This is a genomic window from Jiella sonneratiae (assembly GCF_017353515.1).
Classification (GTDB): Bacteria; Pseudomonadota; Alphaproteobacteria; order Rhizobiales; family Rhizobiaceae; genus Jiella; species Jiella sonneratiae.
In genome coordinates this window covers 17,190-42,463 of the sequence record NZ_JAFMPY010000005.1, presented here as the reverse complement: position 1 = coordinate 42,463, position 25,274 = coordinate 17,190, and the positions used below count along the sequence as shown (strand labels likewise).

Below are 25,274 nucleotides of genomic sequence, written 5' to 3'. Positions count from 1 at the left end.
CGAAGCGGTTCCGGGGTCGATCGTTTCGGGGGTCGAATTGCCGGCCATGCCTCGCTCCCATCGCATTTGCGGGCGGGAGGCTAGCTGCGGGCGGCGGGGGAGGCGACCCGATTTCCGGGTTGTTCCGCGGGCATGAAGCCTTTCCGAAACCGCTTCCATCCCTTCGCGATCATGCCTTCGATTGCGGGCAGACGGGCGGGCGCCGGTCAGCGGCGCCCGCCCCTTCTTCGGCGCCGGCCGTACTCGTTACTCGGCCGGCTGCGGCGCCGAAAGCTCTCCGGCCGGGCGGCTCCTGTCGATGCCGCGGCGGTCCCGCGCGAGGAGCCGGTAGAACAGCGGGATGAAGAAGATCGCGACGAAGGTCGCCGCCAGCATGCCGCCGATGACCCCGGTGCCGATGGAATGGCGCGAGGCCGAGCCGGCACCCGTCGAGATCGCCAGCGGCAGCACGCCGAGGATGAAGGCGAGCGAGGTCATGACGATCGGCCGGAAGCGCAGCTTCGCACCCTCCAGCGCGGCGTCGAAGGCCGACATCCCCTCATCGCGCTTCAGGACGGCGAATTCGACGATGAGGATGGCGTTCTTCGCCGCGAGGCCGACCAGCGTGACGAGGCCGATCTGGAAGTAGACGTCGTTGTCGAGGCCGCGCAGCCAGATCGCGGTCAAGGCGCCGAACACCGCGAAGGGCACCGCCAGGATGACGGCGACGGGCAGCGTCCAGCGCTCGTAGAGCGCGGCGAGGATCAAAAACACCATCAGGATGCCGAAGCCGATGGCAAGACCGCCGGTGCCGCCGGCCTGCAGCTCCTGATAGGCCGAGCCGGTCCAGGCGAGTTCGAAGTCCTCGGGCAGCACCTCGGCCGCGACCGCCTGCATCGCCGCGAGCGCCTGGCCGGAGGAATAGCCCGGCGCCGGCCCGCCGGAGATCTTCGCGGCGTTGAAGGCGTTGAAGCGCTCGATGAGGTCCGGCCCGACGACGCGCTTGACGTCGAGCAGCGTGTCGAGCGGGATCATCGAACCACTCGACGACTTCACATAGACGAAGCGCAGGTCCTCCGGCGACTGGCGGAAGTCGGATTCCGACTGCAGCGTGACGCGGTAGTTGCGGCCGAGCAGGGTGAAGTCGTTGACGTAGAGCGTGCCGAAGGTCGCCTGCATGGTGGTGAAGATCGAGGCGATCGGCACGTTCAGCGATTTCGCCTTCTGGCGGTCGACGTCGATGCGGTACTGCGGGACGTTGGCCGAGAAGGAGGTGCGGACGCCGGCGAGTTCCGGCCGCTTGGCGGCGGCGGCGACGACGTCGTTCGCGACCTTCAGCAGCGCCTCGGAGCCCTGGCCCCGCCGGTCCTGGACGAACAGGTCGAAGCCGCCGGTGGTCGACAGGCCCTGGATCGGCGGCGGGTTGAAGGCGAGCACCAGCCCGTCCTCGACGCCCATGTTCATGCCGATGAACGGGCCGACGAGCTTGCGCGCGTCGAGCGCCGGGTCGGTGCGCTCGGCCCAGTCCTTCAGGGTGATGAAAGCGACGCCGGCGGAGGTCTTCTGGACGCCGGCGAGGAGATCGAAGCCGGCGAAGGCGGTGACGTCCTTGACCGCCGGGTGCCGGCGCAGATTGGCGACGACCTCGTTCATGACCGCGGTCGTGCGCTGCAGCGAGGCGGCCGGCGGCAGGATCGCCACGGCGAAGTTGACGCCCTGGTCCTCGTCCGGCACCAGCGAACCGGGCAGCGTCGACATGAAGTGCCAGATCCCGAAGCACAGGCCGGCGAACAGGACGAGCGCCAGCAACGCCCGCCGCATCAGGAAGGCGACGCCCGCCCCGTAGGCGCGGGTCAGCCCGGCAAAGCCGGCGTTGAACCAGCGGAACGGCGCGATCGGCCGGCCATGCGCCGGCTTCAGGATCACCGAACACAGCGCCGGCGTCAGCGACAGCGCGACGATGCCGGAGATCGTCACCGAGACCGCGATGGTGAGTGCGAACTGGCGGTACATCGTGCCGGCGAGACCGCCGAGGAAGGCGACCGGCACGAAGACCGCGCACAGCACCAGGACGATGGCGACGACCGGCCCGGTCACCTCGCTCATCGCCTTGGCCGTCGCCTCCTTCGGCGACAGCCCCTCGCTCGACATGATCCGCTCGACGTTTTCGAGCACGACGATGGCGTCGTCGACGACGATCCCGATGGCCAGCACCAGGCCGAACAGCGTCAGGAGGTTGATGGAGAAGCCGAATGCGAGGAGCGCCCCGAAGGTGCCGAGAATCGACACCGGCACGGCGAGCATCGGGATCAGCGTGGCGCGGAACGACTGCAGGAAGACGAAGACGACGACGAAGACCAGCACCATCGCCTCGACGAAGGTGTGGATCACCTCCTCGATCGAAGCCTGGATGAACTTCGTCGTGTCGAAGGGGATCGCCCAGGTGATGCCGTCCGGAAACGACTTCTGCAGCTCGCCCATCCGCTGGTTCACCGCCTCGAGCGTCGCGATGGCGTTGGCGCCCGGCTGCAGGTAGATGCCGATCGGCACGGCCGGCGTGCCGTTGTAGGAGCCGTTGAAGCCGTAGTCCTGGGCGCCGAGCTCGACCCTGGCGACGTCCTTCAGGAGCAGCGACGCGCCGTTCTTGTCGGACCGCAGGATGATGTTCTCGAAGGATTCGGCATCCGGCAGCCGCCCCTCGGTGGTCACCGAATAGGTGAAGGCGAGGCTCTTGTCGGTCGGCGGCGCGCCGAACTGGCCGGCGGCGAACTGCGAGTTCTGGTCGCGGATCGCCTCGGCGACGTCGGTCGGCGTCAGGCCGTACTGGGCGAGCCGGTCCGGCTGCAGCCAGATGCGCATCGAATAGTTGCGGGCGCCGAAGAGCTGCGCCTCGCCGATGCCCGGCAGGCGCTTCAGCTCGTCGAGCACGTAGAGCAGGGCGTAGTTCGAGACGTAGGTCGCGTCGTATCGCGGATCCTTCGAGGCCATGGTGATGACCGCGAGGATCTGCGAGGAGCGCTTGTTGACCGTCACGCCGAGCCGCTGCACCTCCTCCGGCAGCGAGGCCATGGCCTGCTGGACGCGGTTGTTGACGTTGATCGTCGCCTGGTCGGGGTCGGTCCCCGAGGCGAAGGTGACCGCGATCGACGCCGTTCCCGTCGAGGAATTCGTCGACTGCATGTAGATCATGTCCTCGACGCCGTTGATCTGCTGCTCGATCGGCGCCGAAACGGTCTGGGCGATGGTCTCGGCGGAAGCGCCGGGATAGCTGGCGGTGACCACCACCTGCGGCGGGACGAGCTGCGGATACTGCTCGATCGGCATCGAGCGCATCGCCAGGATGCCGCCGAGGGTGATGACGATCGAGATCACCGCCGCGAAGATCGGGCGGTCGACGAAGAAACGGTGGCTCATCGCTCGGCCGTCTCCTTGGCGGGCGCGGCCGAATTGCCGCCGGCGCCGCCGCCATGTCCCGCGGCCGGCGTCTCTGCCGGCGCGTCGCCGGCAGGCTTGACCGGCGCGCCGGGCCGCACCTTGACGACCCCCCTGGTGATCAGCCGGTCGCCGGGCTTCAGCCCGGTCTCGACGATGTAGCCGTCGGCGATCTGCCGCGCGACGGTGATGGGCGCGACGGCCGCGACGTCCTTGTCGCCGACCGTGTAGACGAACATTCCCTGCGGGCCCTGCATCAGCGCTTCGGCGGGAATAACGATCGCGTCCTTGGCGACGAGGCCCTTCAGCCGCAGCCGTACGAACTGGCCGGGAAGCAGCTCGCCCTTCGGGTTCGGCATCACGGTGCGCGACAGGATCGTCCCCGTCTCGGTGTCGATCGAGGTCGAGGTGAAGTCGATCCGGCCGGTCTCGCCATAGGTCGAGCCGTCGCCGAAGAGGATCTCGACCCTGAGTTCGGCGGCCTCGTCGGCGGCTTCGAGCGCCCCCTTCTCGACCATCTCGCGGATCGAGGCGGCCTCGGTGTCGGCGGCCGAGAAATTGGCGTAGACCGGATCGATCTGGCTGATCTTGGTGACGAGGTCGCCGGTCGACAGCAGCGAGCCCTCCGGCACCTGTTCGAGGCTGGTGATGCCCGCGACGGGGGCGGTCACCGTCGCGTAGTCGAGGGAGAGCTGGGCGGTGCGGAGCTGCGCCTCGGCCGCCTCGACCTGGGCGGCGGCGAGTTGACGGGAGGAAATCGCGTCGTCGAGGGTCGACTGGCTGGAGGCGCCGCGCTTCGTCAGGGCGACCGCCCGCTCCTCGGTGCGCCGGGCCTGGGAAAGCTGCGCCTCGGCCTGGGCGACCTGCGCCTTGGCGAGGGCGACCTGGGCCTGGTAGGTCGCCGGATCGATGCGGAACAGCAAATCGCCCTTCTTCACCCGCGCCCCTTCCTCGAATTCGCGGCCGAGCAGGATGCCGCCGACGCGGGCGCGCACCTCGACCTCGCGCGAGGCGGCGATCCGGCCGGGATATTCGTAGACGACCGGGACGTCGCGGGCCGCGAGGGTCTCGACGGTGACCTCGGGCGGCGGCATCTTCGGCGCCTGGGCCATGGCGGGGAGGCACGACGACATGACCAAGGCGAGCACGGCGACCGCCCTGCGAAGATCAACCCATTGCATGGAAAAGCCTTTCGGTGGTCGCGACGCGGCGCCGGCCATGTTGCATCGCACACAAAATACATGCATGTATGTATGACGGCAAGGAGGTGACCGTTGCGACGAACGAAGGAATGTGCCGACAGGACCCGCGAGGCGATCCTCGACGCGGCGGAGGCGGTGTTCTTCCGCCAGGGCGTCGCCGCCACCACGCTCTCGCAGATCGCCGAGGCTGCCGGGATGACGCGCGGCGCGATCTACTGGCACTTCCAGAACAAGCTCGACCTGTTCCGGGCGATGCAGGACCGCGCGCACCTGCCCAAGGAGCGGTTCTTCGACGTCGACCGGCTGCTCGCCGCCGAGGACGTCTTCGCCGCGCTGTTCGAGGCGACGCTGGAACTCTTGCGCTTCGCGCCGACGGACGGGCGCGGCAAGCGGGTCTACACGATCCTCCTGTTCCGCTGCGAATATGTCGGCGAGATGCAGGAGGCGCTCGCCTGCCTGCGCGAGAGCGAGAGCGATTTCTGCGCGCGGACGGAGCGGATCTTCGTCAGGGCCGAGAGCGAGGGTCGTCTCGCGTCGCCCTGGACGGCGAAGACCGCCTCGAGCGCCTATTTCGCCGCGGTACAGGGCCTCTTCACCCACTGGCTGAAGACCGACGAGGGCTTCGACCTCATGGCGACGGGCCAGCCGATGCTGGAGGCGCTGTTTTCGAGCTTTCGCGGCGCCGGCCCGGCGCGCGGCAGGGCGGCGCCGGACGCGTGATCAGGCGCGTCGCGGCGGACACCGGCCGATCTCAAGGCGCCGCGGCCCGCCTCAGCCGAAGCGCTCCACCAGCGGGTCGGCGGCGCGGTCGCCCGCGCCGTGCCGTTCCTCGATCTCGACCGCGATCATGAAGAGATCGGAAGGCGTCATCCGGCTGAGCCCGAAGCCTTCGAACTGCGAATCGGGAATGTCGGCCCGCGACTGCAGCACGACGCCGCCATGCCGCTGGTCGGCCCTTATGCGCATGAACAGCCGGTCCACCGTCTCCGGCGGCCCCTGCAGGATCTGGGTGATCATCCGGCCGTCGAAAGCGATGGCGCCGCGCACCTCGTGGCGGCGGTTCCACTCTCTGGCATGATCGACGATGCCGGCGAAATCCTCGCCGGTCAGCCCGTTCGCCAGGCTGGTATAGGAGATGTGCCGCATCTGCGCCCCGAGCAAATACGACGCGGATCGGGTCCACGTCCTTTCGAATTGGCGCCTCACCCGTCCCGTCATCGTTATCAGCGCATGCGGCGCCATCGTAGGGACGCGGGGCGGACAAGTCCACCCTCGGGAGGCGAACGACGCGTCGAGGCGACGGCGTTCGGCGACGGGCGCCCGAGACAGAAGGCCGGGGCAGGAGCGGCAGGAGCGGCGGCCGCGCCGCCAGGGGCGACGACTACCGGCCGTCGGCCGGCGCGGGGCACCAGCTTATCACGATCGGGGCCTCGGCCTTTCGCCCCAGCTCGACGCAGGGCGAACCCTTCGCACAGAAGCGCCAGCCGCTGACCGTGCCGCCCGAGGCGGCGAGGACGAGTTCGGCGATCGGCCGGCGATCGAGCGCATAGACATAGGCGTTCCCCTCGAGCCTTGCGTTGTCCGGCGGTTCCATGCCGGCGCCCGAGCCCTCGATGCGGCCCTCGGTCACCGTCAGCCCCTGCGGCCCGGCGGTCCAATGCTCTTCCCAGCGGGTCTTTTCGACCGAATGGGTCCAGGCGAGGACGAAGCTGCTCGCGGCGAAGATCGCGGTCTTGCCGGCGGAAAGGACGCAGATCATTCCGCCGGCGTCCGGCCGCTGCGCCGGGGTGCCGGCCCGGCCGGCGCCTCGCCCTTGCCGAGAACGACGTGGACGACGATCAGCAGCACCGCCAGGGCGAAGCCGATCTCGTCGGTCAGCGGCAGCGCGGCGATCAGGGTGAAGGACGAGGCGGCGGCCAGCAGCCGCTGCCACCACGGCATCGGCCTGACGAGATGGCCGATCGCCGCCGCACCCCAGAGACCGATGGCGAGGCACGCCTTGACGAGGATGTAGGCGACGGCGAGCGGATAGCCGATCTCGGTGGCCAGCGGCCCGCCGTCCTGCAGCATCAGCGCGGGCGTATAGACCGCCATGAACGGGATGACGAAGCCGGCGAGCGCCACCTTGATCGCCTCGAAGGAGATCTTCAGCCCCGGCGCCCGGGCGATCGGCGCGGCGGCGAAGCAGGCGAGCGCCACCGGCGGCGTCAGGTCGGCGAGGATGCCGAAATAGAAGACGAACATGTGGGAGACGATCAGCGGCACCCCCAAAGCGAGGAGGGCGGGGCCGGCGATCGACGAGGTGATGATGTAGTTCGGGATCGTCGGGATGCCCATGCCGAGGATGATGCAGGTGATCATCGTCAGGACGAGCGACAGGAACAGCGACGTCGCGCCGACGGAGACGATGAACTGGCCGAAGGTGTTGGCGACGCCGGTCAGCGTCATGGTGCCGACGATGATGCCGACGATGGCGCAGGCGATGCCGACCGGCAGCGCCGTCTTGGCGCCGTCGGCCAGAGCGTCGCGCACGTCGACCAGCGTCGCCCGGCCGCCCTTGAAGAGGGCGCAGGCGGCGACGAGCACGGCGAGCGCCACGACGATCGGCATGATGCCGTAGTCGAAGAAGGCCGCCGCCGCGAGGCCGACGGCGATCCAGAAGACGACGCGCAGCGCGAGCCCCGGCATGCGGGAAGCCAGCGGCGCGCCGAGGATCAGGAGGGCGGTCAGCGCGAGGCCGATCGTGCCGGCATAGAGCGGCGTGTAGCCGGCAAACAGCAGCCAGACCAGAACGGCGAGCGGCAGGATCAGGTACCAGCCGGTCTTCAGGGCGCCGAGAGCCGAGGGGATCTCGTCCCTGGCGAGGCCGAGGAGGTTCCGCTTGCCGGCTTCCAGATGCACCATCCAGAACACCGAGGCGAAATAGAGGATCGCCGGGATCAGCGCGGCCTTGACCACCTCGGCATAGGCGACGTTCAGCGTCTCCGCCATGATGAAGGCGACGGCGCCCATCACCGGCGGCATGATCTGGCCGCCCATGGAGGCGGTCGCCTCGACGCCGCCGGCAAATTCCGCCCGGTAGCCGAAGCGCTTCATCAACGGAATGGTGAACTGGCCGGTGGTGACGACGTTGGCGACGCCGGAGCCGGAGATCGTCCCCATCAGGCCGGAGGAGAACACCGCGACCTTCGCCGCACCGCCCTTGGCGCCGCCGACGAGGCCGAGCGCGACGTCGGTGAACAGCCGGATCATGCCGGCGCGTTCGAGGAACGAGCCGAACAGGATGAACAGGAAGATGTAGCTCGAGGAGACGTAGGTCGGGATGCCGTAGATGCCCTCGGTGCCGAAGGCCATGTGGTCGATCACCTGGGAAAAGTCGTAGCCGCGGGTCACGAAGGGGGAGGGGAGATATTCCCCGAACAGGCAGTAGGCGAGGAACAGGCCGGCGATGATCGGCAGCGCCGGGCCCATGATCCGCCAGGTCGCGACGAAGAGGACGACGAGCGCCACGACGCCGACGACGGTATCCTGGGGCAGTGGCGTGCCGGCCCGGAAGATCAGCGCCTTGTACTCCCACCACTGATAGGCGGCCACCGCCATGCCGAGGATGCCGAGCAGCCAGAACAGCGCCCTCAGCGCCTGCGGCTCCTTGCGGACCGCCGCGACCAGCGGCAGACCGAGGAGACAGAGGAAGCCGACATGGACGGCCCGGACGATTTGGCTCGGCAGGTCCCACAGATGGGCGGCGGTGAGGAGCTGGAAGGTCGAGAAGGCGATCGCGATCACGAACAGCAGGCGGCCCTCGGCGCTCGCCGGGAAGCTCGCGGCGAGGGCATCGTGCAGCTCGGCTTCTTCCTCGTCCATCGCCATGGCGTCGGCGGCCCGGGTCTCGCGCGTCCTCTGATCGTGCATGGCGGCGGCCCCTCCCAAGGCGTCGGTGAGCCGCGACACTAGCGGCCCGCCGCCGGCAGGGCAAACGGCGGGCAGGTCCGCCGGCCGGCCGCGGCGTCGGAGCCGGCAATCGCAGCGCGGTTGCCTTCGCCCGGCGTTTCGGCTCTTCTTCGGCGCGGCGGGATCGGGCCCGCAGATCAGCTTCGAGAGGCGGGAGAAGGGCGATGAAGGCGATCCTCGTACCGGCGGAGACCCATGGCGACAGCGAGCATGCCCTGCGCATGGCCGCCGAGGTCGCCCGGCGCTTCGCCGGCCATGTCGAGAGCTTCGCGCTGCAGCTGCCGCCGCTGGTGAACCTCACCTGGGACCCGGCGGGCGTCGCCATCATGAACGGTGCCGAGTTCGACCACCGCCGCATCCGCGACGAGGCCCGGCGCCTCGCCGCCAGGGTGATGTCGGAGGAGGACGTGCCGATCGCGCCGGCCTTCGAGGAGCCGGCGGCGGGCGCGGCGGCCCCGTCCGATGCGCCCGGCGAGGCCTCTGCCGGCCCGTCCTGGGCGTGGAACGACCGGACGATGGCGGGCGACGCGTTTCTCGGCGCCTATGGCCGCGCCTTCGACCTTACCGTGGTCTGTCGCCCGCGGCCGGAAGGCGCATCGATCACGACGCTCGAATCGGCGCTGTTCGAAAGCGGCGGGCCGATCCTGATCGCGCCGCCGCACCCGGTGTCGCGCGGCTTCGGCAGGACCGTCGCCGTCGCCTGGAACGGCTCCAGCGAGACGGCGCGCACCATCGCCTTCGCGCGGCCGTTCCTGCGTTCCGCCGAGCGGGTCGTCGTCATCGCCGACGACGGCGGTCTCAACGACCAGCCCTCGGGGGCGCTGATCCAGCGGCGGCTGGCGCGATGCGGCGTCCCGGTCGAGCTGAAGCTGCTGCCGGCCGGCGGCATCCGCTCGGGCGAGCAGATCCTCAAGGAGGCGGCCGCCCTCGGCGCCGACCTTCTCCTCAAGGGCGCCTACACCCAGAGCCGGCTGCGCCAGATGATCTTCGGGGGCGCGACCAGCCAGATCCTGTCGAAGGCCGAGCTGCCGGTGTTCATGGCGCACTGAGGCGCGAGCGGCGGCGGACCCGGGGGCGCGGCGCCTGCGGGGGGCGCAGGGCGGCAGGGGTCGCCTCAGCGAAGCAGCGCGCGCATCTGTTTCAACGCCGCTTCGGGATGGGTCTCGACGGTGAAGGAGATCTCCTTCAGGTCGCGATTGACCTGCAGCCGCATCGGATCCGCGTCGGACCCGACATGCGCCATCGACCATTCCGGGAACAGCCGCGTCTCGGCGGTGATCATGTCGATCAGCACGAGGTCCGAATGGCGCTCGTCGACGCAGATCCGCTCGAAGGTCGCTTCGATGGCCCGCTGCTCGCCCTCGACCAGCTGGATGAAGGTGTCGTCGACCTTCAGGAGGATCCCCGACAGCCCGCAGGACCGGTTGTTGCGCACGGAGGTGTCGACGATCGCCGCGACGTCCCGCGGGGCGAGCGGCGCGCCGCCGATGCGCTTCGCCTTGCTGCGATAGAGGACGCGCTGCACGGAAGGGGCGGGTGTCGGGGTGCTGGTCATGCGACCTCCGTGCGGGCCTTGGCGAAGAGCGCGGCGAGCTGGGCATGGGGCACCGGCCTGCTGATCAGATAGCCCTGCAGCTCGCTGCAGCCCTCGTCGCTGGAAAAGCGCCGCTGCGATTCGGTCTCGATGCCTTCCGCCGTCACCTTGATCCCGAGGCTGGCACCGAGCCTTGCGATCGCCTGGATGATCGACGCGCTGCCGGCGTCGTTCGGCGAGCGGGCGACGAAGGAGCGATCGATCTTGATCCGGTCGATCGGGAAGCGGTGCAGATAGCTCAGCGAGGAATAGCCGGTGCCGAAATCGTCGAGCGAGATCTTCATCCCGAGGGCACGGATCTCCTTCAGCGTCGCCAGCGCCTGCACGTCGTTGCCGAGGAGCGCGGTCTCGGTGATCTCGAGTTCGAGCCTCTCGGCGGGATAGCCGGTCTCCTTGAGGATCTTGCGGATCGAGCGGACGAGCCGGCGGTCCATGATCTGGACCGGCGAGAGATTGACCGCGACGCACATATGGGGCGGCCAGGTCGCCGCGTCGGCGCAGGCCCGGGCGAGCACCCAGGCGCCGATCGCGTTGATCAGTCCGAGTTCCTCGGCGAGCGGGACGAAGACCGCTGGCGACAGCTGGCCCCGTTCGGGATGGTTCCACCTGACCAGCGCCTCCGCCCCGGTGAAGGCGCCGCTCCGCGCATCGACCTTCGGCTGGTAGTGGACCTCGAGTTCGTCGCGGCTGATGGCGCGCCGCAAATCCTGCTCCAGGGCGCGGCGGAGCTGGATCTTCTCCGCCATCCTGGCCTCGAAGAACCGGTGGCACGAACGGCCGGCGTCCTTCGCAGCGTAGAGCGCGATGTCGGCATTCTGGATCAGTTCGTCGGGCGTCGTTCCGTCCGCAAAGGCGCGCACGGCGCCCATGCTCGCGCCGAGTTCGATGACATGGCCCTGGGTGATCACCGGCCGCGACAGCACCTCGACCAGCCGCCGGCAGAGATCGTCGACCTGATCGTCGGACATGCCGCCGGCGATGAAGGCGAACTCGTCGCCGCCGAGCCGCGCGAGCTGCGCGCCGGCGGGAATGACGTGGCGGATGCGGCCGGCGGCAACGCTCAGCACCCGGTCGCCGAGGGCATGGCCGAGCGTGTCGTTGACCGGCTTGAACCGGTCGAGATCGACCATCACCAGATGGAACGGCCCGGCGCCCGGGCGGCAGTGCTCTTCGAGGTCGGCGGCGAACTTCCGGCGGTTCGAGAGCCCGGTGAGTTCGTCGTGGGAGGCGATGTATTCGAGCTCCCTCCGGCTGGCCGCCCGCGTGTCGTCGTCGATGACGTGGCTCGACAAGCCGGTGAAGACGATGATCGTGGCGGCGATCGCCACGGCCATCGCCATCGCCTGGAACGCCGCGCTGTCGGCGCCGGAGGAAAGCCCGGCGACCGGCGAGACGGAGAAGGCGGTCATCGCGGTGAAGTGCAGGGCGACGATCGCGACGACGAGGCTTGCGACCGCAAGATGGCGGTAGCGCCGGCCCTTTTCGGTCAGGGAGGCCCGCACCAGCGCGGTCGAGACGACGGAAAAGCCGATGGCGCTCGCGATCGACAGGGCGATGTAGAAGTCGCTCCACGAGACCACGCCGTCCACCCGGTAGGCGAACATGCCGACATAGTGCATCGCGGCGATCGACAGGCCGATGGTCGCCCCGCCGACGAGCGGCGCGATGCGGCCGCGTTCGGGGGCGGACAGGTAGACGCCGAGGCCGGTCCCGGCGATGGCGATCACGATGGAGACGATGGTGAGCTGCGCGTCGAAGGAGACCGGGACCGGAGCCAGATAGCCGAGCATGGCGATGAAATGCGTCGCCCAGATCGCCGCGCCGGCGGTCACGCCGGTGAGAAACGACCATTCCAGACGCATCCGGCCGCTCGCCTGGAGCGTCCGCCGCCACAGCCGCACCGTCACGAAGGATCCGGCGACGCACATCAGCGCCGCGAGCAGCACCATGCCGAGATCGTGCTCGGCGAAGATACAGCTGAGAACCGGCACGCTTGCCCACTCCTCCCAGGCATATCGGCCGCGACAAACGCGACCCGCAAAGCGAGCATCGGCGCGATTGGTGAACAAATCGGCCAATATCGGAAGGCTGGCATAAGAAATTTGCGAGACATCTCGTCGCGGCCGCTGCGCCTCCGGCCGAGCTCACGCAGAGACCGGGCGGGCCGGCGAGCGGCTCAGACCTTCGAGGGTCCGGCCACCGACCGCAGCTCGCCGCTGACCTCGGCGAGCGTCTCGTCCATCAGGCCGAGGACGCGTTCGAGCTCCCGGCACTGTTCGAGCAGGATCTCGCGCTGTTCCGACAGGCGCGAGCGCAGGCCTTCGAGATTCTTGCGGCGGTCCCGGGGCGCCTCGATCAGGTCGATGATCTCCTTCACCTCGACGAGCGGAAAGCCCAGCGACTTGAAGCGGGTGACAAGCCGCAGACGCTCCCGGTCGGCGCACGAATAGACGCGCAGCCCGTCGCGCTGGGCCGGGCGGATCAGCCCGCGCTCCTCGTAAAAGCGCAGCGTGCGCAGCGTCAGGCCGAACTCCCGTTCCATGTCCCTGATCGAGAAGGTCGCGTCGTCTGGCATGTCCACCGTCATTCGATGCCGTCGTCCCGGCGCGTTTCGGCGAAGCGGACCCGTCGTCCGGAGCCCGCTCGCACGCAGCAAGCGCCCGGCTGAAACGTCAGATCCGAATGCTCCACCAGAAACAACAACCTGCTCGTGACCTCGGCGGTTTCGACATCCGGCAGACCGCTCGTTCGAGGCGAATCGAATGTCGGAACCGGACCACTAGCGCCGCGCCGGCGGACCGTCACCCGTCGGAGCCGAGCTTTTGCTGAAGATTTTCGCTCGGATTGAAGCAAAATCCGAACCGGGCCTTGGATAATCGCCAAAAGCTCGGCCGGGTTCCCGCCGGCGCGTTCCGCATGGCCCGCCGACGGTCCGGCGCCCGTCACTGCATGACCGCCGAGACGACGTTTTCGGAGGATTCGCCCTCCGCCCGCCAGGAGAGACGGAAGAACGGCTCGGCGAATTTCTGCCACTCCCGGTCGACGAAGGTCACCGCCAGCCGGCCCTTGTGGTCGTTCAGCCCGACGACGATCCGCGGCGGCAGGTGCCGTCCCTCAACCAGCAGGAAGAGGGTCTGCGCCATGGCGTAGGTGCGGCGCAGCCGCTCGATCCGGTCCGGCTCGTCGTCCTGGCGATGAGCTTCGAGGACGGGCAGGTACTCCGCCGAAAGCTGCCGCTCCTCGACGCCATCGCTTTCGCTGAGATGCCATTCTTCGAGTTTCATCAAGGCTGCTCCAGGGGTCGCGCCCACATTCGGGATTTATGGGAGGCAATGCAAATTCAAGCCGTCCCGACGATCGCCCGCGGCAACGCCGCTCACCCGGCCGGATCCGCCAAGAGCGCGGGCACGGGGCGGGCATGGGGCGGACGGGACCGCGACCTGTCAAAGCCGCAGCAAACCTGTCATACGGTTTCCGGCAGATCACTTCGTGGTGCCGGAAACAAAGACGCTCATTCGCCGCGCGGGCTTGATACGTGCCCCCGCTCTGATCGAGCGGATCTCGTATCAGAGACGTGGAGTGGAAACCCCAGCACCGCTGCCGTCGACGGCGAGGCCGGGAGCGGGGCATCCGCCCAGACGGCCCGGCGAGCGAGGAGAACGAGACGATGGACAGACGCGCGGTGATCTTCGACACCGATCCCGGCCAGGACGATGCGGTCGCGATCCTCGCCGCCCTCGCCTCGCCGGAACTCGACGTCCTCGGGATTGCCACCGTCGCCGGCAACATTCCCCTCGCCCACACGACGCGCAACGCACTGAAGCTCGTCGAGCTGGCGGGCCGGCCCGAGGTGCCCGTCCATCCCGGCTGCGACCGGCCGCTGGGACGCGCCCTCGTCACCGCCGAGCACGTCCATGGCGAGACCGGGCTCGACGGCCCCGACCTGCCGGATCCGACGACGCGGCCGCAGGCGATGCACGGCGCCGACTTCATCATCGAGACGGTGCGGGCCCGCGCGCCCGGCACCGTCACGCTGCTGACGCTCGGACCGCTCACCAACGTCGCCCTCGCCTTCGCCAAGGCGCCGGATGTCGCCACGCGGCTGAAGGAGCTGGTGATGATGGGCGGTGGCTGTTTCGAGGGCGGCAACATCACCCCGGCGGCCGAGTTCAACGTCTATGTCGACCCGCAGGCGGCGGCGATGGTGTTTCGCTCCGGCGTGCCGATCACCGTGCTCCCGCTCGACGTCACCCACCAGATGCGCTCGACCAGGGCGCGCATCGCGGCCTTCGCGGCGCTGGGCAACCGTTCGGGCGCTGCGGTCGCGGCGATGCTCGGCTTTTCCGAGCGCTTCGACATCGGCAAATACGGCTGGGACGGCGCCCCGCTGCACGACCCCTGCGTCACCGCCTTCGTCCTCGACCCGGCGATTTTCGAGGGCCGGCCGGTGAACGTCGAGGTCGAAACGGCGAGCGAGCTCACCCGCGGCATGACGGTCACCGACTATTGGGGCGTCACCGGCCGGCCGAAGAACGCCTTCTGGGTGCGCTCCGGCAACGCCGACCGGTTCTACGCGCTGTTGACCGAGCGGATCGGCCGGCTCCCCTGACCGGAAACCGGCGACGGCGCGCCGGACGACTTGCCCGGCGCGCCTGTTCATCTGCGGGAGGGCGCCGACGCGCCCGTGCCGCTGCCGGCTCAGAGCAGGCCGGCTTCCTTGTAGTAGCGCTCGGCGCCCGGATGCAGCGGAACGGGGAGGTTCTTCGCCGCGGTCTTCGGGTCGATGGCCTTCGCCGCATTGTGGGCGGCGACGAGATCCGGCAGGTGCTCGAACAGCTGCTTGGTCATCTGATAGGCGAGCTCGTCGGAGACGTCCGACGAGGTGACGAGGATGTTGGTGATGGCGAGGGTCGGCACCGCCTTGTCCTGCCCGTCATAGGTGCCCGCCGGGATCTCGGTCGCCTGGAACGGCGCGCCGAGCTTCTCGGCGATCTCGGCCGGCACCGAGACGACGGTGATCGGCAGCGAGGCGGCGAGGTCGCGGATCGAGGCGACGCCGAGACCGGCGGACTGCAGCGTCGCGTCGAGCTGGCGGTTCTTGATCAGCTCGACGGATTCGGCGAAGGGCAGATATTCGGTCTTGCCGAGATCCTCGTAGCTCATGCCCGCCGCCTGGAAGATCGCCCGGGCGTTCAGCTCGGTGCCCGAGGCCGGGGCGCCGACGGAGAGCGCCTTGCCCTTCAGGCTTTGAAGATCGGTGACGCCGGAATCCTTCGAAGCGACGATCTGGACGTAGTTGGGATAGATCGCCGCGATCGCCCGCAGCTTCTCGACCTTCTGGGGGAAGCCGGCTTCCTCGTTGCCTTCGGCCGCCGCCTTGACGGAGTCGCCCAGCGCGAAGCCGATCTCGCCGCGGCCCTGGGCGATCAGCTTGATGTTCTCGACCGAGGCCTTGGTCGACTGGACCTGCGTCTTCACGCCCTCGATGTTGTCGCCGTAGATCTTGGCGAGCGCGACGCCGAGCGGATAGTAGACGCCCGACGTGCCGCCGGTGAGCACGTTGATGAACTGCTGTGCCGAGGCCGTGGCCGGCGCGAAGGCCAGGCCGGCGACGACGGCGGACGCCGCAAGGCGCGCGAAATGTTTCATGAAGTTCCTCCCTGGGGACCCGGGAGCGGGCCCATCCGAGGAACTTGTCACAGGCCTTGGCGAAAGCTCAACCCCGCCGCGTCCTGAACCTTGGTATCGGCCGCCAGGCGAGCGGCGAGCAGGCAGCTTGCGGCGAAGCACCGCATGCTTTCGGCGAGACGAGACCTGCGGACAAAGTTTCGGTGCCGCCTATCTAACGTCGCGCCACTCAAATTCTCGACGGCGGCCCGAACCATGCTCAAGGAATTTCGCGAATTCGCCCTCAAGGGCAACATGGTCGATCTCGCGATCGGCATCATCATCGGCGCGGCCTTTTCCGGCCTCGTCAACTCGATCGTCTCCGATCTCTTCATGCCCCTCGTCGCGGTGATCACCGGCGGCGTCGACTTTTCCAACAAGTTCATCCCCCTGTCGGCCGACATTTCCGCCGCAGGGCTGGAAGAGGCGCGCAAGCAGGGGCCGGTCTTCGCCTACGGCAAGTTCGTCACCCTCACGATCAACTTCCTCATCGTCGCCTTCATCCTGTTTCTCGTCGTCAAGCTGATGAACCGGCTGAAGCGCCGGGAAGAGGAAAAGCCGGCGCCGATCGCCGAGGTGCCGCGGGAGGAGAAGCTGCTCGAAGAGATCCGCGACATCCTGGCGACCGGGATCGGCACAGAGCGGCGCGTCTGATATAAGCGCGGGGCGCGACCGCGCCCTCCTTCCTCACGGTCAGATCGACAGTCGATCCCCGCCGCCGCCGCGGCGGATCGCCGCCCTGCGCGCCGCGCCTCTATCCCCCGACGTTTTGAATGCCCTCGACTTTTTGAATGGCAGCCGTTCCGGCACGCTGCTATGAACCTGCGTCAACTAACGCTAGGGAAGAAACGCCCATGTCCGGAAGAATAGCCTCCATCGCCGCTGCCGTCGCGCTCGTCGCCACGACGGGCTCTCTCGCCCATGCCTCCGGCTGCGGCTGGTATGCGATCGGCGGGGCGTTCCAGAGCCGCAACGCCGCCTACAACCACGCCGGCGATCTCGACGCCTCGGTCTACAATCTCGACGATTCCAACAGCCCCAATGCCGGCAAGGGCTTTTATGCCGTGGCGATCGGCCCGGTCAGCAAGCGGCAGGCGAACCAATATCGCCGGCAGTTCCAGTCGAACGGGGTGAAGAGCGCCTATGTGAAGAACATGTGCTTCTACGGCCCGCGGCTCTGAACGCTCCCGATCCGGCGCGCCTCGCAAGGCCCGGCGGATCGTCCGCCCGGCCCGGCGGCACGCCGGCGAGCGGCGCGCCGGCCGGTCTCGACACCCGTTCGGGCATGATCCCGAAAGGCGGGAACCGGACTTCCGAACCCATCATGCCCAGACCAGAAGATGGAGCGGGACGCTGACGGGCGAAGCTCGTCCGATCGCGCTCCGGAGGATGCGGGACCCGGCCTGACGCCGCAGACCCGCCCCGCCATGCCCCGCCTCAGGCCGCCTTCAGGCTCTCGATCGCGGCGAGCGCGTCGTTTGTCGCCTTCTCGCGCTGCTCCGGCCCGACATTGATGCCCTCCGCCGCGATCACCTCGATGTCGGTGATCCCGAGGAAGCCGAACACCGTGCGCAGATAGGTCTCGGCATGTTCGAAAGAGGCGATCGGCGTCCCGGCCCCGTAGAAGCCGCCGCGCGCGATGGTGAGGATGACGCGCTTGCCGCCGGCCAGCCCCTCGGGCCCCGCCGCGGTGTAGCGGAAGGTCTTGCCGCGCGCCGCGATCCGGTCGATCCAGGCCTTCAGCTGGCTCGGGATGGAGAAGTTGTAGAAACCGACGCCGATCACCACGATATCCGCGGCGAGGAATTCGTCGAGCGCCGCGCCGCCGGCCTTCAGGTCGTCGCGCAGCATCTGGTCGCTCGGCGGATCCTGGTCGGGGCCCGCGAGATGATGGGCGGTCAGATGCGCGATCGGCGCGGCGACGAGATCGCGATAGGTGACCTCGAGGCCGGGAATCTCGCTCTGCAGCCGCTCGACGGTCGCCCCGGAGAGGCTGCGGCTGACGGAATTTTCGCCGAGGATGCTGGAATCGACGTGGAGCAGTTTCATCGTTGTAACCTCTGAGCACTTGGTATTCATTTGATACCGAGGCTCATTAAATGACTGCGATGCTGCACTGCAAGGAGGCACAGATTTGACACCCGAGAACAAGGCTGTAACCGCGGCCACCGAGCGGTTTCCGTGCAGCTGCCAGGCCGTGAGCGGCGTCCTGTCCCGGATCGGCGACAAATGGTCGGTGCTGGTGGTGATGCTGCTTTCCGACGGGCCGAAGCGCTTCAGCGAGCTGAAACGGGCGATCGGCTCGATCTCGCAGCGCATGCTGACGCTCACCCTGCGCGGGCTCGAACGCGACGGGCTGGTGACGCGGACGGTGACGCCGTCGATCCCGCCGCGGGTCGACTATGCGCTGACCGAGCTCGGCCATTCGCTCTGCGTGCCGGTCCGTTCGATCGGCGACTGGGCCTTCGCCAACCACGCGCATATCGAGGCGGCGCAGCGCGCCTATGACGGCCGGGAGGCCGCGAGCCCGGCGACGTGAGGCGGGGGGTCGCCGCGTCGGCCGGCGGCCGGCGGCCGGCCCGTACGGCGGGCCGGTCTACCGCTCCGGCGCCATCTCCTGTATTCCGGGCCCTCGATCGACACCGCGGGAGCATCATGGACCGTCTCGACAAGAAGATCCTGCGCCTCTTGCAGGAAGACGCCACGCTCGCCGTCGCCGACGTCGCCAAGCGCGTCGGGCTTTCGACGACGCCCTGCTGGCGCCGCATCCAGCGGCTCGAGGAGGAGGGGGTGATCCGGCGGCGGGTCGCGGTGCTCGATCCGGAGAAGATCAACGCCCGCGTCACCGTCTTCGTCGCGATCCGCACCAATTCCCATTCGACCGAATGGCTGAAGCGGTTCTCCGAGGTGATCGGCGAGTTTCCCGAGGTGATCGAATTCTACCGGATGAGCGGCGACGTCGACTATCTGCTGCGCGTCGTGGTGCCGGACATCGCCGCCTACGACGCCTTCTACAAGAAGATGATCGCGAAGATCGAGATCCGCGACGTCTCCTCCTCCTTCGCGATGGAGCAGATCAAATACACCACCCAGCTGCCGCTCGACTACATGGTGCTCGACAAGGAGCCGCGGGGGGAGTGAGCCTCGGCAGGCGGCCTCGTCAACTGCCCGACGATCTCAGCGATTGAGCAGCGCCAGGAGGCTCGACGTGTCCCAGCGCCTGCCGCCCATCGCCTCGACCTCGGCATAGAACTGGTCGACCAGCGCGGTGACCGGCAGCCGGGCGCCGTTGCGCTTGGCCTCCGCGAGGCAGATGCCGAGATCCTTGCGCATCCACTCGACCGCGAAGCCGTGGTCGTAATGGCCCTGATCCATGGTCTTGTGGCGGTTTTCCATCTGCCACGAGCCGGCGGCGCCCTTGGAGATCACCGACACGACCTTTTCGATGTCGAGGCCGGCCTTCTGGCCGAAGGCGATGGATTCCGACAGTCCCTGGACGAGGCCGGCGATGCAGATCTGGTTCATCATCTTGGTGAGCTGGCCGGAGCCGGCCGGACCCATCAGCCCGACCATCTTGGCGTAGCATTCGATCACCGGCTTCGCCGCTTCGAAATCGGCCTCCGCCCCGCCGCACATCACCGTGAGGGCGCCGTTCTCGGCCCCAGCCTGGCCGCCCGAGACCGGCGCGTCGACGAACTTGAAGCCTTTTTCCTCGGCAGCTTCCGCGAGTTCGCGGGCAAGCTCGGCGGAGGCGGTGGTGTTGTCGATCAGCGTCGCGCCGTCGCCCATGCCGGCGAAGATGCCGTCCTCGCCGTAGACGACGGAGCGCACGTCGTCGTCGTTGCCGACGCACATGAAGACGAAGTCGCACCCTTCTGCCGCCGCGCGGGGCGTCGGCGCGTGGCTGCCGCCATGTTCGTCGGCCCACTTCTTCGCCTTGTCGGCGGTGCGATTGTAGACGGTGACGTCGTGGCCGCCCTTGTTCTTCAGATGCCCGGCCATGGGATAGCCCATGACGCCGAGCCCGATGAATGCGACCTTGGCCATCCTGTCTTCTCTCCCCGTCGAGTTCGACTCGGTCAACGAACTAGACCGCTCGAAGAGCGGGTCAATCGAGGCGACCCGCTGCCGGCCGCGACGTCACGATGCAGCGCGCGCCTGCGCCACCGAGGGCAGCGGCCTGATCTCGATGGTGATCGGGCGGCCGACGGCGGTGGCGTATTTCTGGATCGAGCCCGTGGAGACGGACTGCCGGCCGCTCTCCATCCGGGCGATCGCCGACTGCGAGGTCCGCATCCGCTCGGCGACGTCCTTCTGCGACAACTTCGCCGCGCTTCTGGCAGCGATCAATGCCTTTGCCACGCCAAATTCGTTGGCCATCGCGTCATAGGCGGCCTTCACCTCCGGGTCGGCGAGGTGCTTGGCCGCCAGTTCGTCGAGGGAGATGGTGTCGGGGGGGCTCATGTCGCATCCTTCATTCGTTTCAGCGCGAGATCGATCTCCGAGCGCGGGGTCTTCTGGCTCTTCTTGACGAAGATCCGCAGGACGAGGACGCGCTGGCCGGAGGCGAGGAAATAGACGGCCCGCGCAATCCCGTCCCGACCTTGAAGGCGCATTTCCCAGAGCTTGTTTCCCAGCGGTCTGACATGCGGCAGTCCGACGTGCATCGGAGACTCGCGTTCGAGGCGGCGACCGATGAAAATGAACTTACCGCGGAGATCTTCCGGCAGCATCTCGAATTCGGCCGCGGCATCCTGCGTGAATTCGACCTTCCAGCTCATTCATATCTCAAATCTGAGATGGGCACAAACGCCTGATGGTCCGATTCCGACATTTTGGCGCCGTCTTGTGGGGACTGCGCAGCACATGCCGGAATCGAAAGACCACGTTTCAAAGTAATGATCTCATTGGCTTTTTCGGATCTGACATGTGATAGGACGCCTCACCCGACGGAGACTCGAATCTCAAATTCAATCCACTACCGTTGCAGATGCACCGTCAGCCGCCGCTCCGCCCAGTTCGTCGCGTGGCGCAGCGCCTCGACGAGGGCGAGGTAGAGCAGCGCCGCCCAGACATAGGTCTGGAAGTCGTAGGTCCGCGAATAGGCCTGCCGCGTCTCGCCGAAGAGATCGTAGACGGTGATGATCGCGACGATGGCGGAAGCCTTGATCATCAGGATGATTTCGTTGGCATAGGGGCGCAGCGCCACGATCATCGCCTGCGGCATCACGATCTTGAAGAAGATCACCTCGCGCGGCAGCCCGAGCGATCGCCCGCCCTCCCACTGGCCCTTCGGGACGCTCTCGATCGCTCCGCGCAGGATCTCCGCCTGATAGGCCGCGGTGTTGAGCGCAAGCGAGAACAGGCCGCAATACCAGGCCTCGCGGAAGAACCACCACAGGCCGATCGTCTCGAAGAAGCCGTGAAACTCGCCGAAGCCGTAATAGACCAGGAAGATCTGGGCGATCAGCGGCGTGCCGCGGAAGAAGTAGACGAAGGCGAAGGCGGCGCCCCGGGCGAGCGGATTGGCGGCCATCCGCCCCAGGGCGACGGGCAGCGAGACGATGGCGCCGCAGACGAAGGAGACGGCGACCAGCGAGATCGTCACCCAGAGCCCCGACAGGTACTTCATGCCGAAGCGCTGGATCAGCGTGACGTCGAAGGCGTTCACGAAATAGACGACGAAGGCGGCGGCGACGGCGATCCAGATGCCGATCGCGACGATGCCCGCAAGCTTCGGCTTCTGGCGCGGCGGCGCCGGCACCGCCAAGGCGGAGGTTTCTGCGCTCATTTCGCCATCTCCCCGCGCTTGGTCCAGCGATCGATGCCGCCGATGCCGACGGAGGAGACGATCGTCAGGACGAGATAGAGGACGATCGCGGTTCCGAAGAACAGGAACGGCTCGCGCGAGACCCGCGCCGCGATCCCGGCCTGGCGCAGGATGTCGGCAAGGCCGATGACCGAGACGAGGGCGGTGTCCTTCAAGAGGTTCATCCAGAGATTGGCAAGGCCCGGCAGGGCGATCTTGATCAGCTGCGGCAGGATGACGAGAAGCATCACCCGAAGCCGCCCGAGACCGAGGGCGAGGCCGCCCTCGCGCTGGCCGTGCGGAATGGCGCGAAAGGCCGAGAGGAACACCTCCGAGGCGAAGGCCGAGAAGACGACGCCGAGCGCCACCATGCCGGAGACGAAGCTCGACAGCGCGATCTCCGGCAGGCCCGTCGCCTGGCCGAGGGACTTCAGCCCGGCGTTGACGCCGAAATAGACGAGGAACAGCGTCAGAAGCTCGGGCAGCCCACGGAAGATCGTCGTGAAGATATCCGCCGACAGCCTGAGCAGTCGGTCCTCCGACTGCTTGGCGAGCGACAGGACGAAGCCGAGGACGAGGCCGATGGGCAGCGTCGCCAGCGACAGGGAGACGGTGACGAGGACGCCGCGGGCGAGATCGTCGCCCCAGCCGGTGTCACCGAAGCCGAGAAGGGTGAGGGTGTCGTTCATCTGGGCCGCCCTTAGGACCTCCGCGACATCGAAAAGAATTGACGAGACAAGCGGCGCCCGCGGACCGACTGTGGCGCGTGCCGGAAACCTTGCGGAACACGGAAGAGGAGTGCCGCGAAATGACCTTCACCAGACGCAGTTTCATCGCCGCGAGCCTTGCCGCGCCGCTCGCGCTGCATCTTCGCCCCGCCCTCGCGGCGTCGACGCGGCCGAAGGGCCAGGTCCTGCCGGTGCAGCGCTTTGCCGTCGGCGACAGCGTCGTCTCCGCCTTTTCCGACGGGCATCTCGCCATCGACCTGTCGCTGCTCTCGAACATCGAGCCCGGCGAGGCGAAGGCGCTGCTTGCGGCCGCCTTCCGCGGCGCCCCGCCGGTCACCACCGGGGTCAACGCCTATATCGTCCACATGCCGGACCGCACGGTGCTGATCGACACCGGCGGCGCCGGCGCCTTTCCCGATCTCGGCAAGCTGGAGGAACGGCTGGAGGCGGCGGGGCTGAAGCCCGAGGACGTCACCGACGTTCTCCTGACCCACCTTCATCCCGACCATGTCGGCGGGCTGGCGATCGGCGGGAAGCCGACCTTCCCGAACGCGGCGGTGCACGTCAACGCCGCGGAATACGACTACTGGACCTCGGCGGCGAACCGCGCTGCGGCGCCCGATGCCGCCAAGGGTTTCTTCGACATCGCGGCGGGGGCGATGCAGGCCGCCGGCGACAAGGTGAAGACGTTCGCCGGCGACGGCGAGGTCGTGCCGGGAATCACCGCCCGCGAGCTCTTCGGGCATACGCCGGGTCACACCGGCTACATGATCGGCGAAGGCGAGGCCGGGCTGCTGGTCTGGGGCGACATCGTCCATGTCGCGCCGATCCAGTTTCCGCGGCCGGGGGTGGGAATCGCCTTCGACACCGATCCTCAGAAGGCGATCGCCACCCGCAAGGCGCTGCTGAAGGACGTCGCCGAAGCCCGCACGCGCATCGCCGGCATGCACATCGCCTTTCCGAGCGTCGGCCATGTCCGTGCCGCCGCCGACGCCGGCTCCTACGAATTCGTTCCGGCGGACTGGGACTACGTCATCGAGTGACAAGCCTGACCTCGACGTTTCGACCCGGGTCGGCCGCGTTGCCAATTGCGAACGAAAGCGGCCGCCGGCGATCACGCCGGCGGCCTCCTTCATCATTTCATGTCGTCGAGCGGGGAGGCGGTCGCCCGCCGGGCACATCCCGGCGCCTCACTTGGCGTCCGGATCGGCGCCATAGACGTCGAAGTCGAAATATTTCGACTGGATCTTTTCGTAGGTGCCGTCCTTGCGGATCTCGGCGATGGCGTCGTCGAACATCTTCTTGAGCTTGTCGGAGCCCTTCCTGAGGCCGACGCCGACGCCCTTGCCGTAGATCTTCGGGTCCGCGGGGAGCGTGCCGAGGATCTTGCAGCACTTGCCCTCGTCGCTCTTGATCCATTCGTCGAGGACGACGACGTCGTCCATCACCGCGTCGAGACGGCCGTTCTCGATGTCGAGCTTGTATTCCTCGGCGGTCGGATACTGGCGGATGTCGGCATCGGGAAACAGCGCCGCGGCCGCCCGGGCGTGGGTGGTCGACACCTGCGCGCCGATCGCCTTGCCCGACAGCGCCTCGTCCGTCGCCTCGGTGACCTCGGAGTCCTTCGGCACGGCGATCGCCGGCGGCGTGTTGTAGTACTTGTTGGTGAAGTCGATCTGTTCCTCGCGCTCCGGCGTGATCGACATGGAGGCGACGATGGCGTCGAAATTGCCGTTCTGTAGCGCCGGGATCATCCCGTCCCAGTCCTGGGTGACGAAGGTGCATTCGACCTTCATGTGCTCGCAGAGCGCCTTGGCGATGTCGACGTCGAAGCCCTTGAGCTCGCCCGAAGCGTCGAGGAAGTTGAAGGGAGGATAGGCGCCCTCGGTGCCGATCCTGACCTTCGACCAGTCCTTGTCGGCGTCGCTCTCCTGCGCGGTGGCGGAGCCCGCCAGCAGCGCCGAGAGCGCGGCGGCGAGGGCGAGGGTGGTGGAAAGGCGCATGGATACCTCATGTGTCGGAACGAATCATTCGCCGTGCGGGCACGGCCGTTGCTGCTGCCGCTTGCTTGGGCATGCACGGTAGGAAGGCATGCTGCCACTTTTCGAACGGCGAGCGCAACTCTTCCTTATTCGCCGTTTCCGCCGTCGCGGGAGAACGGCCCGGGGGCGGCTCATCTCCCCCCCGCGGCATCGAGAAACCGTTCGGCGAGCGCGAGTTCGCCGGGCGAGTTGACGTTGAAGAAGGGATCGCCGCCGGGAGCCGAGGGCGAGGCGGGGATCGCCACCTCCTGATGGCCGATCGTGTCGAGAAAGGCGCGGATCGCCAGCGGCCGCCCGTCGTCGAGCCAGGCGGTCAGAGCCGGAAGGACGGCGACGGGCCAGAGCCCGACCGCCGGCTGCCGGACGCCCGAGAACCGCACGATCACCGGGGTCTGCGCCGCCGGGGCGGCAAGCCGTGCGGCGAGATCGGCCGGCAGGAACGGCGTGTCGCCGGGGGTGACCAGAAGATATGCCGGGCCGGCGGGGAGGCGATGAGCCGCCGCCTCCAGGCCGGCCTCGATGCCGGCGAGGGGGCCGGGAAGGTCCGGCCGGCGGTCCGGAGCGAGGTCGAGCCCGAACCGCTCGAAGCCGACGCCGCGCGGTGCCGCGAGGATCAGCGGCCCGGCCTGCGCCGACAGCCTGTCGATGACGTAGGCGATCAGCGGACGGCCGGCAAGTTCCACCAGGGGCTTGGGAACCGCGCCCCCCATGCGGCTGCCGCGCCCTCCGGCAAGAATCACGCCGGCGGGCCTCACGCGGCGGCCCTCCGGCGGCAGCGCTCCCGGTTTCTCGCCTCTTTCCACGCTCGATGCGACGCCATCATACCGACGATCGTCTCGCCATACTCCGAGCCTCGCGGCGACGCGCCGC

Annotated in this window: 26 protein-coding genes; 8 read left to right on the top strand and 18 right to left on the bottom strand. The window is 68.2% G+C overall.

What is annotated here, in order from left to right:
- Positions 1 to 246 precede the first annotated feature (246 nt).
- Together J1C47_RS06080 and J1C47_RS06075 are read right to left on the bottom strand one after the other, a co-directional pair.
- Positions 247 to 3,393 (bottom strand): efflux RND transporter permease subunit, encoded by a 3,147-nt coding sequence (locus J1C47_RS06080; RefSeq protein WP_207349852.1) that lies wholly within the window; start codon positions 3,391 to 3,393, stop codon positions 247 to 249.
- The gene (locus J1C47_RS06075) at positions 3,390 to 4,592 is read right to left on the bottom strand and encodes an efflux RND transporter periplasmic adaptor subunit (RefSeq protein WP_207349851.1); all 1,203 of its coding nucleotides are present in this window, start codon (positions 4,590 to 4,592) and stop codon (positions 3,390 to 3,392) included. The genes J1C47_RS06080 and J1C47_RS06075 overlap by 4 nt, the downstream gene beginning before the upstream one ends.
- A 93-nt stretch (positions 4,593 to 4,685) precedes the next feature.
- On the opposite strand from J1C47_RS06075, the gene J1C47_RS06070 reads away from it, so the two are divergent.
- Positions 4,686 to 5,333: a TetR family transcriptional regulator gene (locus J1C47_RS06070; protein ID WP_207349850.1), complete on the top strand. Its 648-nt coding sequence runs from the start codon at positions 4,686 to 4,688 to the stop codon at positions 5,331 to 5,333.
- Between the two features lie 51 nt (positions 5,334 to 5,384).
- Here the strand turns inward: J1C47_RS06070 and J1C47_RS06065 are convergent, their stop codons facing one another.
- From J1C47_RS06065 to J1C47_RS06055, 3 genes are all read right to left on the bottom strand, one after another.
- Positions 5,385 to 5,759: a BLUF domain-containing protein gene (locus J1C47_RS06065; protein WP_207349849.1), complete on the bottom strand. Its 375-nt coding sequence runs from the start codon at positions 5,757 to 5,759 to the stop codon at positions 5,385 to 5,387.
- Between the two features lie 235 nt (positions 5,760 to 5,994).
- A complete protein-coding gene (locus J1C47_RS06060) occupies positions 5,995 to 6,372 on the bottom strand; it encodes a DUF1850 domain-containing protein (RefSeq protein ID WP_207349848.1) in 378 nt (125 codons plus the stop codon).
- Positions 6,369 to 8,525 carry a TRAP transporter permease gene (locus J1C47_RS06055; RefSeq protein WP_425354543.1) on the bottom strand — a complete coding sequence of 719 codons (2,157 nt, stop codon included), beginning with the start codon at positions 8,523 to 8,525 and terminating at the stop codon, positions 6,369 to 6,371. The genes J1C47_RS06060 and J1C47_RS06055 overlap by 4 nt, the downstream gene beginning before the upstream one ends.
- A gap of 203 nt (positions 8,526 to 8,728) precedes the next feature.
- On the opposite strand from J1C47_RS06055, the gene J1C47_RS06050 reads away from it, so the two are divergent.
- Positions 8,729 to 9,613, top strand: a complete 885-nt coding sequence (locus tag J1C47_RS06050) for a universal stress protein (RefSeq protein ID WP_207349847.1) — start codon at positions 8,729 to 8,731, stop codon at positions 9,611 to 9,613.
- Between the two features lie 65 nt (positions 9,614 to 9,678).
- Here the strand turns inward: J1C47_RS06050 and J1C47_RS06045 are convergent, their stop codons facing one another.
- From J1C47_RS06045 to J1C47_RS06030, 4 genes are all read right to left on the bottom strand, one after another.
- A complete protein-coding gene (locus tag J1C47_RS06045) occupies positions 9,679 to 10,119 on the bottom strand; it encodes a BLUF domain-containing protein (protein ID WP_207349846.1) in 441 nt (146 codons plus the stop codon).
- A complete protein-coding gene (locus J1C47_RS06040) occupies positions 10,116 to 12,149 on the bottom strand; it encodes an EAL domain-containing protein (protein ID WP_207349845.1) in 2,034 nt (677 codons plus the stop codon). The genes J1C47_RS06045 and J1C47_RS06040 overlap by 4 nt, the downstream gene beginning before the upstream one ends.
- 185 nt (positions 12,150 to 12,334) lie before the next feature.
- Positions 12,335 to 12,733, bottom strand: coding sequence for a MerR family transcriptional regulator (locus tag J1C47_RS06035; protein ID WP_207349844.1), 399 nt, complete (start codon positions 12,731 to 12,733; stop codon positions 12,335 to 12,337).
- Between the two features lie 367 nt (positions 12,734 to 13,100).
- A complete protein-coding gene (locus J1C47_RS06030; RefSeq protein WP_207349843.1) occupies positions 13,101 to 13,442 on the bottom strand; it encodes a hypothetical protein in 342 nt (113 codons plus the stop codon).
- Between the two features lie 383 nt (positions 13,443 to 13,825).
- On the opposite strand from J1C47_RS06030, the gene J1C47_RS06025 reads away from it, so the two are divergent.
- Complete coding sequence (locus J1C47_RS06025; RefSeq protein WP_207349842.1) at positions 13,826 to 14,767, top strand: nucleoside hydrolase; 942 nt, start codon at positions 13,826 to 13,828, stop codon at positions 14,765 to 14,767.
- Positions 14,768 to 14,856: 89 nt separating this feature from the next.
- Here the strand turns inward: J1C47_RS06025 and J1C47_RS06020 are convergent, their stop codons facing one another.
- A complete protein-coding gene (locus tag J1C47_RS06020) occupies positions 14,857 to 15,807 on the bottom strand; it encodes a TAXI family TRAP transporter solute-binding subunit (RefSeq protein WP_207349841.1) in 951 nt (316 codons plus the stop codon).
- Positions 15,808 to 16,041: 234 nt separating this feature from the next.
- On the opposite strand from J1C47_RS06020, the gene mscL reads away from it, so the two are divergent.
- Together mscL and J1C47_RS06010 are read left to right on the top strand one after the other, a co-directional pair.
- Positions 16,042 to 16,479, top strand: a complete 438-nt coding sequence (gene mscL, locus J1C47_RS06015) for a large conductance mechanosensitive channel protein MscL (RefSeq protein WP_207349840.1) — start codon at positions 16,042 to 16,044, stop codon at positions 16,477 to 16,479.
- Between the two features lie 200 nt (positions 16,480 to 16,679).
- Positions 16,680 to 17,006, top strand: a complete 327-nt coding sequence (locus J1C47_RS06010) for an SPOR domain-containing protein (protein WP_207349839.1) — start codon at positions 16,680 to 16,682, stop codon at positions 17,004 to 17,006.
- Positions 17,007 to 17,262: 256 nt separating this feature from the next.
- Here J1C47_RS06010 and J1C47_RS06005 read toward each other — a convergent pair whose 3' ends face one another.
- Positions 17,263 to 17,874: an FMN-dependent NADH-azoreductase gene (locus J1C47_RS06005; RefSeq protein ID WP_207349838.1), complete on the bottom strand. Its 612-nt coding sequence runs from the start codon at positions 17,872 to 17,874 to the stop codon at positions 17,263 to 17,265.
- Between the two features lie 85 nt (positions 17,875 to 17,959).
- Between J1C47_RS06005 and J1C47_RS06000 the strand changes: the two genes are divergently transcribed.
- Positions 17,960 to 18,364, top strand: coding sequence for a winged helix-turn-helix transcriptional regulator (locus J1C47_RS06000; protein ID WP_425354542.1), 405 nt, complete (start codon positions 17,960 to 17,962; stop codon positions 18,362 to 18,364).
- A 116-nt stretch (positions 18,365 to 18,480) separates the two neighbouring features.
- The gene (locus tag J1C47_RS05995; protein ID WP_207349837.1) at positions 18,481 to 18,966 is read left to right on the top strand and encodes an Lrp/AsnC family transcriptional regulator; all 486 of its coding nucleotides are present in this window, start codon (positions 18,481 to 18,483) and stop codon (positions 18,964 to 18,966) included.
- A gap of 36 nt (positions 18,967 to 19,002) precedes the next feature.
- Here J1C47_RS05995 and J1C47_RS05990 read toward each other — a convergent pair whose 3' ends face one another.
- The 5 genes from J1C47_RS05990 to J1C47_RS05970 all read right to left on the bottom strand — a co-directional run bounded on the left by J1C47_RS05990 (position 19,003) and on the right by J1C47_RS05970 (position 22,323).
- Entirely contained in the window at positions 19,003 to 19,908 is a 906-nt protein-coding gene (locus J1C47_RS05990; protein ID WP_281065479.1) for an NAD(P)-dependent oxidoreductase, read from the bottom strand.
- Positions 19,909 to 19,965: 57 nt separating this feature from the next.
- Positions 19,966 to 20,289, bottom strand: a complete 324-nt coding sequence (locus tag J1C47_RS05985) for a helix-turn-helix domain-containing protein (protein ID WP_207349835.1) — start codon at positions 20,287 to 20,289, stop codon at positions 19,966 to 19,968.
- The gene (locus J1C47_RS05980; RefSeq protein WP_207349834.1) at positions 20,286 to 20,606 is read right to left on the bottom strand and encodes a type II toxin-antitoxin system RelE/ParE family toxin; all 321 of its coding nucleotides are present in this window, start codon (positions 20,604 to 20,606) and stop codon (positions 20,286 to 20,288) included. Before J1C47_RS05980 ends, J1C47_RS05985 begins: the two co-directional genes overlap by 4 nt.
- A gap of 197 nt (positions 20,607 to 20,803) precedes the next feature.
- Complete coding sequence (locus tag J1C47_RS05975; RefSeq protein WP_207349833.1) at positions 20,804 to 21,616, bottom strand: ABC transporter permease; 813 nt, start codon at positions 21,614 to 21,616, stop codon at positions 20,804 to 20,806.
- Complete coding sequence (locus J1C47_RS05970) at positions 21,613 to 22,323, bottom strand: ABC transporter permease (RefSeq protein WP_207349832.1); 711 nt, start codon at positions 22,321 to 22,323, stop codon at positions 21,613 to 21,615. Before J1C47_RS05970 ends, J1C47_RS05975 begins: the two co-directional genes overlap by 4 nt.
- A 119-nt stretch (positions 22,324 to 22,442) precedes the next feature.
- On the opposite strand from J1C47_RS05970, the gene J1C47_RS05965 reads away from it, so the two are divergent.
- Entirely contained in the window at positions 22,443 to 23,405 is a 963-nt protein-coding gene (locus J1C47_RS05965) for an MBL fold metallo-hydrolase (protein WP_207349831.1), read from the top strand.
- A 147-nt stretch (positions 23,406 to 23,552) separates the two neighbouring features.
- On the opposite strand, the gene J1C47_RS05960 is transcribed toward J1C47_RS05965, so the two are convergent.
- Both J1C47_RS05960 and mobA read right to left on the bottom strand, forming a co-directional pair.
- Positions 23,553 to 24,365 carry an ABC transporter substrate-binding protein gene (locus J1C47_RS05960; protein ID WP_207349830.1) on the bottom strand — a complete coding sequence of 271 codons (813 nt, stop codon included), beginning with the start codon at positions 24,363 to 24,365 and terminating at the stop codon, positions 23,553 to 23,555.
- 170 nt (positions 24,366 to 24,535) lie between these two features.
- A complete protein-coding gene (mobA, locus tag J1C47_RS05955) occupies positions 24,536 to 25,144 on the bottom strand; it encodes an NTP transferase domain-containing protein (RefSeq protein ID WP_207349829.1) in 609 nt (202 codons plus the stop codon).
- Between the last annotated feature and the right edge of the window lie 130 nt (positions 25,145 to 25,274).

Excerpts from the sequence above, each read along its gene's own strand:
- J1C47_RS06020 (WP_207349841.1), bottom strand. The coding sequence starts at position 15,807 with ATGAAACATTTCGCGCGCCTTGCGGCGTCCGCCGTCGTCGCCGGCCTG.
- J1C47_RS05965 (WP_207349831.1), top strand. The coding sequence starts at position 22,443 with ATGACCTTCACCAGACGCAGTTTCATCGCCGCGAGCCTTGCCGCGCCG.
- mscL (WP_207349840.1), top strand. The coding sequence starts at position 16,042 with ATGCTCAAGGAATTTCGCGAATTCGCCCTCAAGGGCAACATGGTCGAT.
- J1C47_RS06045 (WP_207349846.1), bottom strand. The coding sequence starts at position 10,119 with ATGACCAGCACCCCGACACCCGCCCCTTCCGTGCAGCGCGTCCTCTAT.
- J1C47_RS05980 (WP_207349834.1), bottom strand. The coding sequence starts at position 20,606 with ATGAGCTGGAAGGTCGAATTCACGCAGGATGCCGCGGCCGAATTCGAG.
- J1C47_RS06080 (WP_207349852.1), bottom strand. The coding sequence starts at position 3,393 with ATGAGCCACCGTTTCTTCGTCGACCGCCCGATCTTCGCGGCGGTGATC.
- J1C47_RS05960 (WP_207349830.1), bottom strand. The coding sequence starts at position 24,365 with ATGCGCCTTTCCACCACCCTCGCCCTCGCCGCCGCGCTCTCGGCGCTG.
- J1C47_RS05985 (WP_207349835.1), bottom strand. The coding sequence starts at position 20,289 with ATGAGCCCCCCCGACACCATCTCCCTCGACGAACTGGCGGCCAAGCAC.
- J1C47_RS05970 (WP_207349832.1), bottom strand. The coding sequence starts at position 22,323 with ATGAACGACACCCTCACCCTTCTCGGCTTCGGTGACACCGGCTGGGGC.
- J1C47_RS06010 (WP_207349839.1), top strand. The coding sequence starts at position 16,680 with ATGTCCGGAAGAATAGCCTCCATCGCCGCTGCCGTCGCGCTCGTCGCC.
- J1C47_RS06030 (WP_207349843.1), bottom strand. The coding sequence starts at position 13,442 with ATGAAACTCGAAGAATGGCATCTCAGCGAAAGCGATGGCGTCGAGGAG.
- J1C47_RS05975 (WP_207349833.1), bottom strand. The coding sequence starts at position 21,616 with ATGAGCGCAGAAACCTCCGCCTTGGCGGTGCCGGCGCCGCCGCGCCAG.
- J1C47_RS05995 (WP_207349837.1), top strand. The coding sequence starts at position 18,481 with ATGGACCGTCTCGACAAGAAGATCCTGCGCCTCTTGCAGGAAGACGCC.
- J1C47_RS06060 (WP_207349848.1), bottom strand. The coding sequence starts at position 6,372 with ATGATCTGCGTCCTTTCCGCCGGCAAGACCGCGATCTTCGCCGCGAGC.
- J1C47_RS06035 (WP_207349844.1), bottom strand. The coding sequence starts at position 12,733 with ATGCCAGACGACGCGACCTTCTCGATCAGGGACATGGAACGGGAGTTC.
- J1C47_RS06065 (WP_207349849.1), bottom strand. The coding sequence starts at position 5,759 with ATGCGGCACATCTCCTATACCAGCCTGGCGAACGGGCTGACCGGCGAG.
- J1C47_RS06055 (WP_425354543.1), bottom strand. The coding sequence starts at position 8,525 with ATGCACGATCAGAGGACGCGCGAGACCCGGGCCGCCGACGCCATGGCG.
- J1C47_RS06025 (WP_207349842.1), top strand. The coding sequence starts at position 13,826 with ATGGACAGACGCGCGGTGATCTTCGACACCGATCCCGGCCAGGACGAT.
- J1C47_RS06005 (WP_207349838.1), bottom strand. The coding sequence starts at position 17,874 with ATGAAACTGCTCCACGTCGATTCCAGCATCCTCGGCGAAAATTCCGTC.
- J1C47_RS06050 (WP_207349847.1), top strand. The coding sequence starts at position 8,729 with ATGAAGGCGATCCTCGTACCGGCGGAGACCCATGGCGACAGCGAGCAT.
- J1C47_RS06075 (WP_207349851.1), bottom strand. The coding sequence starts at position 4,592 with ATGCAATGGGTTGATCTTCGCAGGGCGGTCGCCGTGCTCGCCTTGGTC.